At 59.0% G+C, this 15,420-nt stretch carries 18 protein-coding genes; 1 reads left to right on the top strand and 17 read right to left on the bottom strand.

The annotated features are described in order from the left end of the window. The 14 genes from K1567_RS21470 to trmJ all read right to left on the bottom strand — a co-directional run bounded on the left by K1567_RS21470 (window position 1) and on the right by trmJ (window position 10,828). Window positions 1–987, bottom strand: a complete 987-nt coding sequence (locus K1567_RS21470) for a RodZ family helix-turn-helix domain-containing protein (RefSeq protein ID WP_034100421.1) — start codon at window positions 985–987, stop codon at window positions 1–3. Next, on the bottom strand, window positions 987–1,742 hold the full coding sequence (pilW, locus tag K1567_RS21465) for a type IV pilus biogenesis/stability protein PilW (RefSeq protein WP_034100422.1): 756 nt from the start codon (window positions 1,740–1,742) through the stop codon (window positions 987–989). Before pilW ends, K1567_RS21470 begins: the two co-directional genes overlap by 1 nt. A 12-nt stretch (window positions 1,743–1,754) precedes the next feature. Then, complete coding sequence (gene rlmN, locus K1567_RS21460; protein ID WP_034100424.1) at window positions 1,755–2,903, bottom strand: 23S rRNA (adenine(2503)-C(2))-methyltransferase RlmN; 1,149 nt, start codon at window positions 2,901–2,903, stop codon at window positions 1,755–1,757. Between the two features lie 28 nt (window positions 2,904–2,931). Beyond that, complete coding sequence (gene ndk / locus K1567_RS21455; protein ID WP_034100426.1) at window positions 2,932–3,357, bottom strand: nucleoside-diphosphate kinase; 426 nt, start codon at window positions 3,355–3,357, stop codon at window positions 2,932–2,934. 92 nt (window positions 3,358–3,449) lie between these two features. After that, complete coding sequence (iscX, locus tag K1567_RS21450) at window positions 3,450–3,650, bottom strand: Fe-S cluster assembly protein IscX (RefSeq protein ID WP_034100428.1); 201 nt, start codon at window positions 3,648–3,650, stop codon at window positions 3,450–3,452. 14 nt (window positions 3,651–3,664) lie between these two features. Next, the gene (gene fdx, locus K1567_RS21445) at window positions 3,665–4,006 is read right to left on the bottom strand and encodes an ISC system 2Fe-2S type ferredoxin (protein ID WP_034100430.1); all 342 of its coding nucleotides are present in this window, start codon (window positions 4,004–4,006) and stop codon (window positions 3,665–3,667) included. 3 nt (window positions 4,007–4,009) lie between these two features. Next, entirely contained in the window at window positions 4,010–5,872 is a 1,863-nt protein-coding gene (gene hscA / locus K1567_RS21440; RefSeq protein ID WP_034115035.1) for a Fe-S protein assembly chaperone HscA, read from the bottom strand. A gap of 50 nt (window positions 5,873–5,922) precedes the next feature. Then, complete coding sequence (hscB, locus tag K1567_RS21435) at window positions 5,923–6,444, bottom strand: co-chaperone HscB (protein WP_034100433.1); 522 nt, start codon at window positions 6,442–6,444, stop codon at window positions 5,923–5,925. An 8-nt stretch (window positions 6,445–6,452) separates the two neighbouring features. After that, window positions 6,453–6,776: an iron-sulfur cluster assembly protein IscA gene (iscA, locus tag K1567_RS21430; RefSeq protein WP_010565230.1), complete on the bottom strand. Its 324-nt coding sequence runs from the start codon at window positions 6,774–6,776 to the stop codon at window positions 6,453–6,455. Between the two features lie 28 nt (window positions 6,777–6,804). Continuing rightward, window positions 6,805–7,191 (bottom strand): Fe-S cluster assembly scaffold IscU, encoded by a 387-nt coding sequence (gene iscU / locus K1567_RS21425; protein ID WP_034100437.1) that lies wholly within the window; start codon window positions 7,189–7,191, stop codon window positions 6,805–6,807. A 99-nt stretch (window positions 7,192–7,290) separates the two neighbouring features. Continuing rightward, window positions 7,291–8,505 (bottom strand): IscS subfamily cysteine desulfurase, encoded by a 1,215-nt coding sequence (locus tag K1567_RS21420; protein ID WP_034100439.1) that lies wholly within the window; start codon window positions 8,503–8,505, stop codon window positions 7,291–7,293. A gap of 50 nt (window positions 8,506–8,555) precedes the next feature. Beyond that, window positions 8,556–9,047: a Fe-S cluster assembly transcriptional regulator IscR gene (gene iscR, locus K1567_RS21415; RefSeq protein WP_003194020.1), complete on the bottom strand. Its 492-nt coding sequence runs from the start codon at window positions 9,045–9,047 to the stop codon at window positions 8,556–8,558. A 225-nt stretch (window positions 9,048–9,272) separates the two neighbouring features. Further along, window positions 9,273–10,055: a serine O-acetyltransferase gene (cysE, locus tag K1567_RS21410; RefSeq protein ID WP_034100442.1), complete on the bottom strand. Its 783-nt coding sequence runs from the start codon at window positions 10,053–10,055 to the stop codon at window positions 9,273–9,275. A gap of 2 nt (window positions 10,056–10,057) precedes the next feature. After that, complete coding sequence (gene trmJ, locus K1567_RS21405; RefSeq protein WP_034100444.1) at window positions 10,058–10,828, bottom strand: tRNA (cytosine(32)/uridine(32)-2'-O)-methyltransferase TrmJ; 771 nt, start codon at window positions 10,826–10,828, stop codon at window positions 10,058–10,060. 145 nt (window positions 10,829–10,973) lie between these two features. On the opposite strand from trmJ, the gene suhB reads away from it, so the two are divergent. After that, complete coding sequence (gene suhB / locus K1567_RS21400) at window positions 10,974–11,789, top strand: inositol-phosphate phosphatase (RefSeq protein WP_003175971.1); 816 nt, start codon at window positions 10,974–10,976, stop codon at window positions 11,787–11,789. A 161-nt stretch (window positions 11,790–11,950) separates the two neighbouring features. Here suhB and K1567_RS21395 read toward each other — a convergent pair whose 3' ends face one another. From K1567_RS21395 to secD, 3 genes are all read right to left on the bottom strand, one after another. Further along, window positions 11,951–12,493 carry a glycine zipper 2TM domain-containing protein gene (locus K1567_RS21395; RefSeq protein WP_034100446.1) on the bottom strand — a complete coding sequence of 181 codons (543 nt, stop codon included), beginning with the start codon at window positions 12,491–12,493 and terminating at the stop codon, window positions 11,951–11,953. A 123-nt stretch (window positions 12,494–12,616) separates the two neighbouring features. Beyond that, window positions 12,617–13,531, bottom strand: coding sequence for a protein translocase subunit SecF (gene secF / locus K1567_RS21390; protein WP_034115036.1), 915 nt, complete (start codon window positions 13,529–13,531; stop codon window positions 12,617–12,619). A 9-nt stretch (window positions 13,532–13,540) separates the two neighbouring features. Continuing rightward, window positions 13,541–15,409, bottom strand: coding sequence for a protein translocase subunit SecD (gene secD, locus K1567_RS21385; RefSeq protein ID WP_034115037.1), 1,869 nt, complete (start codon window positions 15,407–15,409; stop codon window positions 13,541–13,543). Between the last annotated feature and the right edge of the window lie 11 nt (window positions 15,410–15,420).

Genomic DNA, 15,420 nt, shown 5'->3' with positions numbered 1-15,420 from the left:
CTATTGTCCCAACTTGAGGCGAGCGGTCTCGCCACTGGTGAACGGCGCCACGTCCACAGGCTGGCCGTTATAGGCCACTTGTGCGCCTCGGGCGTAGCCCAGACGCAGCGTCAAAGGAGGCTTGCCGCCCTGGTCCAGCGTATCGCCCTTGCGCTTGAGACCGCTAAACAGCACTTTGCCATTGCCATCGGTGAGCTGCGTCCAGCAATCAGCGATGAAAGTGATCTGTACGCGCCCGTCACCGGCAATCAACGCAGGCGTGGTGGGCGGCGAAATCGCCGGGGTGGCCGGAGCAGCCGGGGCGGCGGTTGCTGGAGCCTGTGCGGGCACGGCAGGCACATGGGCTTGAGCGGCAGGCGCAGCCGGTGTTGCGGGGGCCGCAGGCGCGGTCGCAGCCGGAGCGGTTTCCGATGCGAGCGGTTGCTCAGTGGCCAACGGCGCCTCAGGCGTGGTCTGCCCCTCGACAACGGCCTGGTCTTCCGGCTCATCCAGCGGATGAATCTGGGTGGTGCCATCGGCGCTTTCGACTTCGACATGCTCCATGGCGTTACTGGTCATGTCCTTGGTGCGCTGGGAGGTCTGGTCTTGCCACCAGACAAAACCGCCGCCAATTACGGCGATCAGCAGCAAAAGGCTAACAATTCGCAAAATAGTGTGAGAAACGCGTACCGGCTCTTCGATACGTCCCAGGCCATGCACGCTGCTGCCTTGGGAGTCGGTGCCGGTGTACTGGTCGAACTCCTGAACCAATACGGTCTGGTCGATACCGAGCAATTTGGCATAAGCGCGGATATAGCCACGGGCGAAGGTATGCCCAGGCAACTTGTCGAACGCGCCTGCTTCAAGGTTAGACAGGGACGTAGTGGTCAAATTGAGCTTGAGGGCCACTTCCGCCAGCGACCAACCATTGCTTTCGCGGGCCTGACGCAAGGTCTCGCCTGGGTTTACGCGATTAGCTGCTACAACTTCCGGGTGCGCCGCTTTCATCATTGCTCCGACAGGTATTGCTGATATTCCGGGGTACCGGGATAGAGTCGTTCGAGTTGCTGGCCAAACCGTGCGGCCGTGTCGCGTTCTTCATGAACCGTCGCCAGGCGCACGCCGAGCAATAGACTACGTGCATTTTGCCCGCTGAGCAGGCTAAAACGTTCGTAATAGTCGCGGGCCGGCACATAATGCCTGTCTTCATAAGACAACTCAGCCATTTCGAGCAAGGCACGCGGCTGGCGAGCGTTCAAATGCAGAGCCTTTTCCAGATGCCGGCGGGCGTCTTCACGCTGGCCGAGGCGCACCGCAGTAACCCCGAGATTTTCGAATACCCGCGAGCGCTCAGGGTAGAGAGTATCAACGCTTGCTCGTTGGAAATAATCGGCGGCCTGCTCATATCGTTTCTGCGCGAACAGGAAGCTACCGTAGTTGTTCAGCAACCGTGGGTCGTCAGGACGGGCAGCCAGGGCCTTCTTGAAATAACCGTCAGCCAGCTCCGGCTCGGCCTGGGCTTGAAAGACCAGCGCCAACGCTGCATTAGCATCGGCATCATCGCCGTCCAGCTCAAGGGCCTTTTTCAACGGCACCTTGGCCTGTTCGCTCATGCCCTGCTGCAAATAGCCCAACCCCAACTGCACATAAGCGACTCGCGCTTCGTCACGGCCCTTGCCGGTTTGCAAAGGGTGGTCATGGCCCGATGAAACACACCCGGCGATACCGGTAATCAGCAGAAGCAGCGCAAGGCGCAAGGGCATAGAGATCCTCTCTCAGGTTCGATTCACAGCGCTTTGCGGCATATCGTCGGCGGCGCTCAGTTCGCGCACCGCAATATAACGTTCGCTGCGACGGGTGCGATCCAGCACCTGTCCTACCAATTGGCCACAGGCGGCGTCGATGTCTTCACCACGGGTGGTGCGTACGGTGACATTGAAGCCGGCCTGGTGCAGTTGATCCTGGAAACGACGGATGGCGTTGTTGCTCGGCCGCTCGTAGCCAGAATGGGGAAACGGGTTAAACGGAATCAGGTTGATCTTGCACGGGATGTTCTTGAGCAACTCGATCATCTCGACGGCGTGTTCGACCTTGTCGTTGATGTCTTTGAGCAAGGTGTACTCGATGGTCAGCACGCGCTTTTCGCCCAGGGACGACATGTAGCGCTGGCAAGATTCGAGCAGCATCTTAAGCGGATACTTCTTGTTGATCGGCACCAATTGGTTACGCAATGCGTCATTGGGTGCGTGCAGCGACAACGCCAGGGAGACGTCGATGTGCTTGGACAGCTCATCGATCATCGGCACCACGCCGGAGGTCGAGAGGGTCACACGGCGCTTGGAGATGCCGTAGCCCAGGTCGTCCATCATCAGGTGCATGGCCGAAACGACGTTGTCGAAGTTCAGCAGCGGCTCACCCATGCCCATCATCACCACGTTGGTGATGGCACGGTCGACGGTTGCCGGGACGCTGCCAAAGGATTTGTTGGCAATCCACACCTGGCCGATGACTTCGGCGGCCGTGAGGTTGCTATTGAAGCCTTGCTTGCCGGTGGAGCAGAAACTGCAATCCAGGGCACAGCCTGCCTGGGACGAAACGCACAATGTGCCGCGCTTGCCCTGGGGAATGTAAACGGTCTCGACGCAGCTGCCGGACGCCACACGCACCACCCACTTACGGGTGCCGTCGCTGGAAATGTCCTCGCTGACCACTTCGGGACCACGGACCTCAGCAATGGCCTTGAGCTTGTCGCGCAAGGCCTTGCTGACGTTCGTCATGGCGTCGAAATCGTCGACGCCAAAGTGGTGAATCCACTTCATTACCTGACCGGCACGGAAACGCTTCTCCCCGATTGAGTCGAAGAATTTTTCCATTTCCTGTTGAGTCAGACCCAGCAGGTTGGTTTTTACAGTCGATGTAGTCATGGATTCACCTTCACTCTTAAGCCGATGCTTAGCGAGTGGTTACTTCAGTAGCTGCGAAGAAGTACGAGATTTCGCGAGCGGCAGCGGCTTCGGAGTCCGAACCGTGTACAGCGTTGGCGTCGATGGATTCAGCGAAATCGGCACGGATGGTGCCGGCAGCTGCTTCTTTAGGGTTGGTAGCGCCCATCAGCTCACGGTTCAGAGCGATAGCGTTTTCGCCTTCCAGCACCTGAACGACAACAGGACCGGAGATCATGAAAGCAACCAGGTCACCGAAGAAACCACGCTCTTTGTGCTCAGCGTAGAAGCCTTCAGCTTCAGCTTTGGACAGTTGCTTGAGTTTCGAAGCTACCACCTTCAGGCCGGCTTTTTCGAAACGAGTGGTGATCTCGCCGATGACGTTTTTTGCAACAGCGTCAGGCTTGATGATGGAGAAAGTGCGTTGAACAGCCATGGTGTAACTCCAGAAACGGTAATTTACGAAAAATTAAACCCGCGAATTATACGCGGGTTATTGGGTATTGCCTAACTGCGTAAAAAGGCGGTTCAGTCTGCTTCTTCGATCCACAGGCCTTGAATCGCCTCCAGAACCTTTTCGCCGCCCCGGTCCGGGACGTCGTCAAAGTCAGGCAGCTCCAATACCAAATTACGCAACTTGACGAAGTTGACCGTTAGAGGATTGACCTCAGGGTGAGCTTCAGCAAGTTGTATAGCGATTTCTTGTACATCAACCCATTTCAGGCTCATGACATTTCCTTGAATCAATGCGGCGCTTCGGCTGCATGGTTGAGCGAATATTTCGGGATTTCCACAGTGAGATCTTCAGTTCCCACTCTCGCCTGGCAACTCAGGCGCGATGTCGGCTCAAGGCCCCACGCCCTGTCAAGGTAGTCTTCTTCCAGATCGTCGGCCTCGTTGAGGCTATCAAAACCTTTACGAATGATGCAGTGGCAGGTGGTACAGGCGTTCACGCCACCACAGGCACTTTCGATCTCGATGTGGTGGTCATGGGCAACTTCAAGAAGGGACTTGCCGGTCTCAGCCTGCACGACCATGCCATCCGGGCAATGCTCGGCGTGCGGTAGAAAAGTGACCTGCGGCATCAGTTATTCCTCAATTTCATTCAGGTTGCGGCCCGCCAGCGCGGCTTTAACCGTCTGATCCATACGGCGGGCGGCAAAGGCATCGGTGACTTGCGACAGGCGCTTGGTCTGCTGTTCGATGGCATAACCATCGTTACCTTTCATCAGTTCGGCCAATTCCTGCATCTGCAAGTCAATGACCATGCGTTCTTCAGCGTCCAGCAGGCGTTCGCCATCGACATCCAGGGCGCCCTGCACCGCCTCGAGCAGACGCTGGGCGTCCACTTGCTGTTCGCGCAACACCCGGGCGACCTTGTCGTCACTGGCGTGCTGGAACGAATCCTTGAGCATTTTGGCGATTTCGCCGTCGGTCAGGCCGTAGGACGGCTTGACCTGGATGCTGGCTTCAACACCCGAGCCCAGTTCGCGCGCGGCCACATTGAGCAATCCATCGGCGTCGACCTGGAACGTCACGCGAATCTTCGCCGCACCGGCAACCATCGCCGGAATGCCGCGCAGTTCGAAGCGCGCCAGGGAGCGGCAGTCACTGATCAGCTCGCGCTCGCCTTGCAGCACATGAATCATCATGGCCGTTTGGCCGTCTTTGTACGTGGTGAAATCTTGGGCACGGGCAACGGGGATGGTGGTGTTACGTGGAATCACCTTCTCCATCAGGCCGCCCATGGTTTCCAGACCCAGCGACAACGGAATCACGTCGAGTAACAGCAATTCGCCGCCATCGCGCTTGTTACCGGCCAAAGTATCGGCCTGGATGGCTGCACCGATGGCAACTACCTGATCCGGGTCGATTTCAGTCAACGGCTGACGACCAAACGCCTCAGCCACGGCCTCTCGCACGCGCGGCACACGGGTGGAGCCACCGACCATCACCACAGCCCCTACTTCTTCCAGCTCGATACCGGAGTCGCGCACGGCACGGCGGCATGCCTTGAGGCTGCGGGCAACCATCGGCTCGATCAGCGCATCGAAGGTCTCGCGAGTCAGTTGAGCCGACCAGTCGCCGTAGGAAACTTCAACGGACGCGGCGTCAGTCAACGCCTCTTTCGCCGCACAGGCAGTTTGTAGCAGGTTGCGCTGCGCGCCCGGATCGAGATCGGCGGACAAGCCCGCGCCGCTGATGATCCAACCCGCGATGGCGTGATCGAAGTCATCACCGCCCAGGGCACTATCGCCGCCGGTGGCCAGCACTTCGAACACACCACCGGTCAGGCGCAGGATGGAGATATCAAAGGTGCCGCCACCCAGGTCATAAATAGCGACCAGGCCTTCGGCGTGCTGGTCCAGGCCATAGGCTACTGCGGCCGCAGTCGGCTCATTGAGCAAACGCAGCACATTCAGACCGGCGAGCTTCGCCGCGTCTTTGGTGGCTTGGCGCTGTGCGTCATCGAAGTACGCGGGCACGGTAATCACCGCGCCAACCAGCTCGCCACCCAGGGTGGTTTCCGCGCGCAAGCGCAGCACCTTGAGAATTTCCGCCGACACTTCCACCGGGCTTTTTGGGCCCTGGACGGTGTCGATAAACGGCATATGGGACTCGCCGCCAACAAAGCGATACGGCAGTTGATCGCCCAATTGCTTGACGTCGGATAGCCCACGGCCCATCAGGCGTTTAACAGAAAGCACCGTGTTGAGCGGGTCGGCCGAGGCCGCGAGCCTGGCTGATTCGCCTACTTCGACGCTGTCAGCGTGGTAACGCACGGCGGACGGCAGGATCACCTGGCCATCGGCATCGGGCAATGGCTCAGATAGGCCGCTGCGCAAGGCAGCGACCAGGGAATTGGTGGTGCCCAGGTCAATCCCCACCGCCAGGCGTCGCTGGTGCGGTTGTGGGCTTTGGCCGGGTTCGGCGATCTGCAGTAGAGCCATGGTAATCAGGTCTTATCTGTCTATCAGGCGTGCAACGGGGCAGCACTGGGTTAATCGTCGAGGCGCTCTTCTAGCTGGCGCACTTCGTAGGAGAGCTTGTCGAGAAACTGCATGCGCCGCATCAGGCGTTCGGCCTGTTCGCGTTGCGCTGCATCATCCCAACAGGCTGCGAAGCTTTCGTTGAGCTCATCCTGGGCCGTTTTCAGGCGTCGCTTGAAGACCGCGACGCCCGCCAGATCGGCGTCGTCCTGCAAGTCTTCCAGCTCCTCGCGCCACTGCATCTGCTGCATCAGAAAGTCGGGGTCATGCACGGTGACTTCCAACGGCAACTCGCCCCCGTTCATCGCGAGCAGGTAGCGCGCGCGTTTCGGCGGACTCTTGAGGGTCTGATAGGCTTCGTTGAGGCTGGCCGATTGCTCCAGCGCCAGGCGCTGCTCACGCTCGGAAGCGTCGGCAAAGCGGTCCGGATGCACCCCACGCGCCAACTCTCGATAGCGCGTGGCAAGCTGCTCAAGGTCGAGCCGAAAGCTCGGCTGCAACTCGAATAAAGCGAAATGACAAGGAGTACCCACGAGTAGCCTCAGATGTTGAAGCTTTCGCCGCAGCCACATTCACCGCGAACGTTGGGGTTGTTGAACTTGAAGCCTTCGTTCAACCCTTCCTTGACGAAATCGAGTTCGGTGCCGTCCAGGTAGGTCAGGCTTTTAGGATCGATGATCACCTTCTCGCCGTGACTCTCGAACACCTGGTCTTCCGCCACTACCTCGTCGACAAACTCCAGCACGTAGGCAAGGCCGGAACAGCCTGTGGTGCGAACACCCAGACGAATCCCCTCACCTTTACCGCGCCCATCCAGGGAGCGTCGCACGTGCCGCGCAGCCGCTTCTGTCATGCTGATAGCCATCGTTGACTCCTTACTCGTCGCCAAATGCTTAGATCAAGCCTTTCTTCTGCTTGTAGTCGCGAACGGCGGCCTTGATGGCGTCTTCAGCGAGCACGGAGCAGTGGATTTTCACGGGCGGCAGCGCCAGCTCTTCAGCCAGCTGGGTGTTGCTGATGGTGACAGCTTCATCCAGGGTCTTGCCTTTCATCCATTCGGTCGCCAGGGAGCTGGAGGCGATGGCCGAACCGCAACCGTAGGTCTTGAACTTAGCGTCTTCAATCACGCCAGCGTCGTTGACCTTGATCTGCAGGCGCATCACATCGCCGCACGCGGGAGCGCCGACCATGCCGGTGCCGACATCCGGGTCTTGCGCGTCCATCTTGCCGACGTTGCGCGGGTTTTCGTAGTGGTCGATGACCTTTTCACTGTAAGCCATGGTACTGAATCCTCACTCATCAGGGCCGCTCTGGAACCCTGTAGAAACGCCTGCGTTTTCCGCCACGTTCCTACAGAGCTGGGGTGGCGGCTTCTATAGTTAGTGTGCCGCCCACTCGATTTTGGAAATGTCGACACCGTCTTTGTACATGTCCCACAGCGGCGACAGCGTACGCAGTTTGTTGACCGCTTCGCAGACTTTCTGCGCGGCGTAATCGACTTCTTCTTCGGTGGTGAAACGGCCAAACGTAAAGCGGATCGAGCTGTGCGCCAGTTCGTCGTTGCGGCCCAGGGCACGCAGCACGTAGGACGGCTCAAGGGAAGCCGAGGTGCAGGCCGAACCGGAGGAAACCGCCAGGTCCTTGAGCGCCATGATCAGCGACTCGCCTTCGACGTAGTTGAAGCTCAAATTCAGATTGTGCGGTACGCGGGCGGTCATGCTGCCGTTGATGTACAGCTCTTCAAGGTTCTCGACCTGTTTGAAGAAGCGATCGCTCAACGCCTTGATGCGCACGTTTTCAGCAGCCATGTCTTCCTTGGCTACACGGAACGCCTCACCCATGCCGACGATCTGGTGGGTCGCCAGGGTGCCCGAACGCATACCGCGCTCGTGACCGCCGCCGTGCATGGTGGCTTCGATGCGCACACGCGGCTTGCGGCTCACGTACAGCGCGCCAATGCCTTTGGGGCCGTAAGTCTTGTGCGCAGAGAACGACATCAGGTCGACTTTCAACTTCGACAGATCGATATCGACCTTGCCAGTGGACTGCGCCGCATCGACGTGCAGCAACACGCCCTTGGAGCGGGTCAGCTCGCCGATCGCGGCGATGTCATTGATGGTGCCGATTTCGTTGTTAACGTGGATCACGGAAACCAGGATGGTGTCTTCACGCAGCGCGGCTTCGATCATGGCCGGAGTGACGATGCCGTCGGTGGTCGGCTCCAGGTAAGTCACCTCGAAACCTTCACGCTCCAGTTGGCGCATGGTGTCGAGGACAGCCTTGTGCTCAATCTTGGTGGTGATCAGGTGCTTGCCCTTGGTCGCGTAGAAATGCGCGGCACCCTTGATAGCCAGGTTATCGGACTCGGTGGCACCGGAGGTCCAGACGATTTCACGCGGATCGGCGCCGACCAGATCAGCAACCTGGCGACGAGCGTTCTCGACCGCTTCCTCGGCTTTCCAGCCGAAAACGTGGGAACGGGAGGCCGGGTTGCCGAAGTTTCCGTCAACCAGCAGGCATTCGCTCATCTTTTGCGCGACACGCGGATCAACCGGGGTGGTCGCTGAGTAATCAAGGTAAATCGGCAATTTCATGGACTTTCTCCTAAATCAGGCTGGCTGGCGTGCCGTTAGCTCTGCGGCTGTCACTCGACGGCGGACGCTTCAATCTTGTCCAGACGCGGCGCCTTGGTGTTGCAACGGCGCTGGTCCTGACGCTGGGCTACTTCTTGAACCTCACGGCGAGTCACAAGATCAGCCAAGCTGATACCACTCAAAAACTCATGGATCTGCAGGCTCAAATCACACCACAAGTGATGTGTAAGGCAGGTATCGCCGGCATGGCAGTCACCCAACCCCTGGCATTTTGTGGCATCGACCGATTCGTTGACCGCGTCGATTACCTGGGCTACCTGAATGCCCTGCATATCGCGGGACAATTGATAGCCACCGCCCGGCCCACGCACACTGGAGACCAGATTACTGCGGCGCAATTTGGCGAACAGTTGCTCAAGGTAGGACAGGGAAATGCCTTGACGCTCGGAGATATCGGCCAGGGACACCGGCCCAGTTTGCGCGTGCAAGGCCAAGTCGAGCATGGCAGTCACCGCGTATCGGCCTTTTGTAGTCAGTCTCATGGACAAGTACCAAGGTGTTTCAGAATGGGAGCAAGTATGCGATTCCCGAGTATTTAAGTCAACTATAAGACCTAGTACTTTAGTCAGGATTACCCGTAAAAAGGGCGCGCGAATCATAGCAGGATGGGGTTGGATCGAACAGCGAGAACAGGATCGACCAGGAATTGCGAGACCAATGGAGCCAAAAACTGGGAGGGCTCGCCCCTCCCATGGGGTTTGGTGGCTTCAGCCGGCCTTCGTGACAGCTTCGTCCTTGATTTCGGCGAAGTCCTCTTCACGCAGCTCAGGCAGATCTTTCGCACAGTAAGTGCTACCCAGCTCCTTCAGTGCACCGCACATACCATCCAACTTTCCATCCACCGCTTGCAGATGGTCGAGCAACTGGCCGATGGCGCGTGCGACCGGGTCGGGCATGTCTTCGCTGACGCCATACGCATCGAAACCGATTTTCTCGGCCATGGCCTTGCGCTTGGCCTCTTGCTCATCACCGACTTCCGGCTTGACGATGATGCGCCCCGGAATACCCACCACCGTGGCGCCAGGCGGAACCGCCTTGGTCACCACAGCATTGGAGCCCACCTTGGCACCAGCGCCGACCGTGAACGGACCAAGCACCTTGGCGCCCGCCCCGACCACCACACCATCGCCCAACGTAGGGTGGCGCTTACCTTTATTCCAACTGGTGCCGCCCAGGGTCACGCCTTGATAAAGCGTCACGTCGTCGCCGATCTCAGCGGTTTCACCAATAACGATGCCCATGCCGTGATCAATGAAGAAGCGCCGCCCCACCTTGGCGCCCGGATGAATCTCGATCCCGGTCAGCCAGCGACCGAAATTCGACACCAGCCGCGCCAGCCATTTCCAGCCCATATTCCACAAAGCACCGGACAGACGATGGATCCAGATCGCGTGCATGCCCGGATAGCAGGTCAGCACTTCAAAGGCGTTGCGTGCAGCCGGGTCACGGTGAAAAACACTCTGGATATCTTCTCGCAAACGCTCGAACATTTTTAATCCTTCCGCTTGAGGAGTTCGCCACGGGCCGCTTTCTGGGTTTCCGTGAGGATGCCACGCAATATATTCATTTCCGCCCGGCTGACCGAGCTGCGCCCGTACAGGCGGCGCAGGCGCGCCATCAAGTGCCGCGGTTTTTCAGGATCGAGGAATTCGATGGCCACCAGAGTATGTTCCAGATGCTCATAGAATCGCTCCAGCTCGTCCATGGTGGCCAACTCACCACTTTTAGTGGACGCCACTTCATCCTTCTCGACCTTGCTCGGCTGCCCTTCGGCGGCCAGCCAGGCCATGCGCACTTCATAGCTCAATACCTGCACCGCCGCCCCCAGGTTCAGCGAACTGAACTCGGGGTCTGAGGGAATGTGCACATGAAAGTGACATCGCTGCAGCTCCTCATTGGTCAGGCCGGAATCTTCACGGCCAAATACCAAGGCGATTTCAGCGCCGCCGGCCGCCTCCTCCACCACCTTGGTCCCGCACTCTCGCGGGTCCAGCAATGGCCACGGGATACGACGGTCGCGGGCACTGGTGCCCAGCACCAGGTTGCAACCGACCAAGGCATCTTCCAAGGTGGCGACGACCTGGGCCTTTTCAAGGATGTCATTGGCGCCCGACGCGCGCGCGTCAGCCTCGTGGTGCGGGAACACACGCGGCTCGACCAGCACCAGGCGCGTCAGCCCCATGTTTTTCATGGCTCGCGCCACCCCACCGATATTGCCGGGATGACTGGTATTGACCAAGACGACACGAATGTTTTGCAGCAAGGGAGGCGCTCTCGGACACAGGAAAGGGGAGCAAATCTTACAGAACAGCCTAAGGTTATGCCATGAAAGCGAACGTCGTCCTTCACCTGAAGAAAGTTTCTGCTAGAATGCCCGGCTTTCTTTAACAACCTTAGGTGACACATCCATGCAGCCCATGCTGAATATCGCGCTGCGCGCCGCCCGCAGCGCCAGTGAATTGATCTTCCGCTCCATCGAGCGCCTGGATACCATCAAGGTCGACGAAAAAGACGCCAAGGATTATGTATCCGAGGTGGATCGCGCCGCCGAACAGAAAATCATCGATGCGCTGCGCAAGGCCTACCCTACCCACGGCATCCTCGGCGAAGAAACCGGTTTGCACAAAGGCAGCGGCGAAGGCGAAGACTACCTGTGGATCATCGATCCACTGGACGGCACCACCAACTTCCTGCGCGGTATCCCGCACTTTGCCGTGAGTATTGCCTGCAAATACCGTGGCCGCTTGGAACACGCGGTTGTACTCGACCCGGTTCGCCAGGAAGAATTCACCGCCAGCCGTGGCCGTGGCGCCCAGCTCAATGGCCGTCGCCTGCGCGTCAGCGGTCGCACCAGCCTGGACGGCGCTCTTCTGGGCACTGGCTTCCCATTCCGTGACGACCAGATGGATAACCTGGAAAACTACCTTGGCATGTTCCGCGCCCTGGTTGGCCAGACCGCCGGCATCCGCCGCGCCGGCGCTGCCAGCCTGGACCTGGCCTACGTTGCCGCCGGTCGTTTTGACGCGTTCTGGGAGTCGGGCCTGTCCGAATGGGACATGGCCGCAGGCGCACTGCTGATTCAAGAAGCAGGCGGCCTGGTGAGCGACTTCACCGGCGGTCACGACTTCCTGGAAAAAGGCCACGTCGTTGCCGGTAACACCAAATGCTTCAAGGCAGTTCTGACGGCGATCCAGCCGCACCTGCCGGCCTCGCTGAAGCGTTAAGCGAGCGAGCAAAAAAAAAGCACCCTTCGGGGTGCTTTTTTTGTGCCTGGGATTTGGTGCGAGCCTAAATGCCAAGAGCACCACAAATAAAATGCGGGAGGGGGCTAGCCCCTCCCGCATTCTGAACTGCACACGCCATTGAATCTGCGTCTGGACGAGTATTACTGCTGGTTTTGACCGAGGACGAGACGACCCTCCTTGTCGACCGGAATCTGGCCGCCTGGATCACGATCCATGCGCACCGAACCTTCCTTGCCATCCAAGGTGTACCGTACGTCATAGCCGACAACCTTGTCGCTGATGTCGTTGACGGTGTTACAACGGGTTTGCGTGGTGGTGTAGGTATCGCGGTTCTGCATACCTTCCTGCACCTTGTTGCCGGCGTAACCACCACCTACCGCACCGGCCACGGTGGCCAGTTTCTTACCGTTGCCGCCGCCGATCTGGTTACCCAGCAGGCCACCTGCGAGGGCGCCGACGACGGTACCGGCGATTTGATGCTGATCCTGCACCGGACGCTGCCGGGTCACGGTGACGTCCTTGCAGACCTCACGCGGGGTTTTGATCTGGGTCTTGACCGGCTGCACCGCCAGTACTTGCGCATACTCAGGGCCGCTTTTTACCAGGCTGTAGGTGGCGACAGCACCCCCGGCAGTTACACCGACAGCACCCAATACCGCACCAACCAGTAACGACTTGTTCACGTTGAACCTCCTGACCATCACAAACGAACCGAAAGGTCCGCGCTATACCCAGCCTTGGAGCAAAAAAAAAGGCACGAGTTCAATACTCGTGCCTTCTTTGTAACAACGATCAACAAGCGCCCATCAAGGACGATCGTCGACTTCCTTGTCGGTGATGGCCGGAGGAATCAGGTCTTCGCTGTTGAGGTTCAGCCAGATCAACACCACGTTGGCGATGTAGATCGACGAGTAGGTACCCGCCAGAACGCCGATGAACAGCGCCAGGGAGAAGCCCCACAGGTTGTCGCCACCGAAGATCATCAACGCCGCGATCGCCAGCAAGGTGGAAATCGACGTGGCCATGGTCCGCAGCAGGGTCTGGGTGGTGGAGATGTTGATGTTCTCGATCAACGTCGCCTTGCGCAGTACACGGAAGTTCTCGCGAACCCGGTCGAATACCACGATGGTGTCGTTGAGCGAATAACCAATGATCGCCAGCACCGCCGCCAGCACCGTCAGGTCGAAAGTGACCTGAAAGTAAGCCAGGATGCCTACGGTTACGATCACGTCATGGATCAGCGACACAATGGCGCCGACGCCGAATTTCCACTGAAAGCGGAACGCCAGGTAGATCATGATGCCGACCAGCGCCATCAGCATGCCGAGGCCGCCCTGGTCGCGCAGCTCTTCACCCACTTGCGGGCCCACGAACTCGACGCGCTTGACCGACGCCGGGTTATCACCGCCGACCTTCTGCAAAGCCTCGGCCACCTGGTGACCCAGTTGCGGGTCTTCGCCAGGCATACGCACCAGCAGATCGGTGGTAGCGCCGAAGTTCTGCACCACGGCTTCGTGATAACCGGCCTTGACCAGTTCGTTGCGCACCAGGGTGACGTCGGCCGGCTTCTCGTAGGTCAGCTCGATGAGCGTACCGCCGGTGAAGTCCAGCCCGTAGTTCAGGCCCTTATGGAACCAGCTGAACAATGCCAGAACGGTAAGGAGCACTGTGGCGCCGAACGCAATGTTGCGAACGCCCATGAAGTTGATTGTACGTAACATGGCAGCCCCTTAAATCCACAACTTCTTGAAGTCACGTCCGCCAAAGATCAGGTTGACCATTGCGCGGGTCACCATGATGGCCGTGAACATCGAGGTAAAGATACCGAGGGACATGGTCACCGCAAAACCTTTGACCGGGCCGGTGCCCATGGCAAAGAGAATCCCACCGACCAGCAATGTGGTCAGGTTGGAGTCGAGAATCGCGGTAAATGCCCGGCCGAAGCCTTCGTTGATTGCGCGCTGCACCGTCATGCCAGCGGCGATCTCTTCACGAATTCGCGAGAAGATCAGCACGTTGGCATCCACCGCCATACCCATGGTGAGTACGATACCGGCGATACCCGGCAGGGTCAGCGTTGCCCCCAGCAGCGACATCAAAGCCAGCAGCATCACCATGTTGCCCGCCAGGGCCACAGTGGCGATGACACCGAAGAAGCGGTAGATGGCGATGATGAACAGCGATACGAAAAGCATGCCCCACAAGGCTGCGTCGATACCCTTGGTGATGTTGTCCGCACCCAGGCTCGGGCCAATGGTACGTTCTTCGGCGAAGTACATCGGCGCGGCCAGGCCACCGGCGCGAAGCAGCAGCGCCAGTTCGGAAGATTCACCCTGGCCGTTCAGGCCGGTGATGCGGAATTGAGCACCCAGCGGTGACTGAATGGTCGCCAGGCTGATGATTTTCTTCTCTTCCTTGAACGACTGCACCGGTACGTCTTTCTCGACGCCGTTGACCATTTGCTTGGTGTAGGTAGTGATCGGGCGTTGCTCGATGAAGATCACCGCCATGCTGCGACCGACGTTGCTGCGCGTGGCGCGACTCATCAGTTCACCGCCATGGCCATCCAGGCGGATGTTCACTTCAGGAGTGCCGTGCTCGCCGAAACCGGCCTTGGCGTCGGTCACCTGATCACCGGTGATGATCAAGCCACGCTCGATCAGCGCCGGAGGACGGTTGCCTTCGCGGAACTCGAACTCTTCGGCAGTAGCACGGGTAGCGCCCGGCTCAGCCGCCAAACGGAATTCCAGGTTGGCGGTCTTGCCCAGGATACGCTTGGCTTCAGCGGTATCCTGCACACCCGGCAGCTCAACCACGATACGGTTGGCGCCCTGGCGCTGTACGATCGGCTCGGCCACACCCAGTTCGTTGACGCGGTTACGCACCGTGGTCAAGTTCTGCTTGATGGAGTATTCGCGGATTTCCGCGATCTTGGCCGGGCTCATCGCCAGACGCAGTACAGGTTGACCATTCAGGTCGGCCGGTACGATGTCGAAATCGTTGAAGTTCTTACGGATCAGCGCACGGGCCTGTTCACGGGACGCTTCGTCAGAGAAGCCCAGCTGGATGGCACCGTTGAGCTGCGGCAGGCTGCGATAACGCAGCTTTTCTTTGCGCAGCAGGCTCTTCACGTCGCCTTCGTAGACCTTGAGGCGGGCGTCGAGGGCTTTGTCCATGTCGACTTCCAGCAGGAAGTGCACGCCACCGGACAAGTCCAGACCCAGCTTCATCGGGTGCGCGCCAATGCTGCGCAGCCATTGCGGTGTGGTTTGCGCCAGGTTGAGCGCGACCACATAGTCGTCGCCCATGGCCTTGCGCACAACATCCTTGGCCGGCAATTGGTCTTCCTGCTTGGTCAGGCGCAACAAGCCGCCTTTCGCACCAGCCGCCAATGTTGCCGCCTTGACCTGGATACCCGCATCGGTGAGCGCCTTGCTCGCGCGGTCCAGATCAGCCTGATTGACCTGCAGCGAAGTGCTGGCGCCAGTGATCTGGATCGCCGGGTCATCAGGATAGAGATTGGGAGCGGAATAAATAAAACCGATCGCCAGCACCGCCAGGATCAGTACGTATTTCCACAGAGGGTATTTGTTCAGCATCACGCCGCCCG

Origin of the sequence: Pseudomonas sp. S5F11 (assembly GCF_019641515.1) — a bacterium.
Lineage (GTDB): Bacteria > Pseudomonadota > Gammaproteobacteria > Pseudomonadales > Pseudomonadaceae > Aquipseudomonas > Aquipseudomonas rhodesiae.
This window is presented reverse-complemented; position numbering and strand designations above follow the sequence as displayed.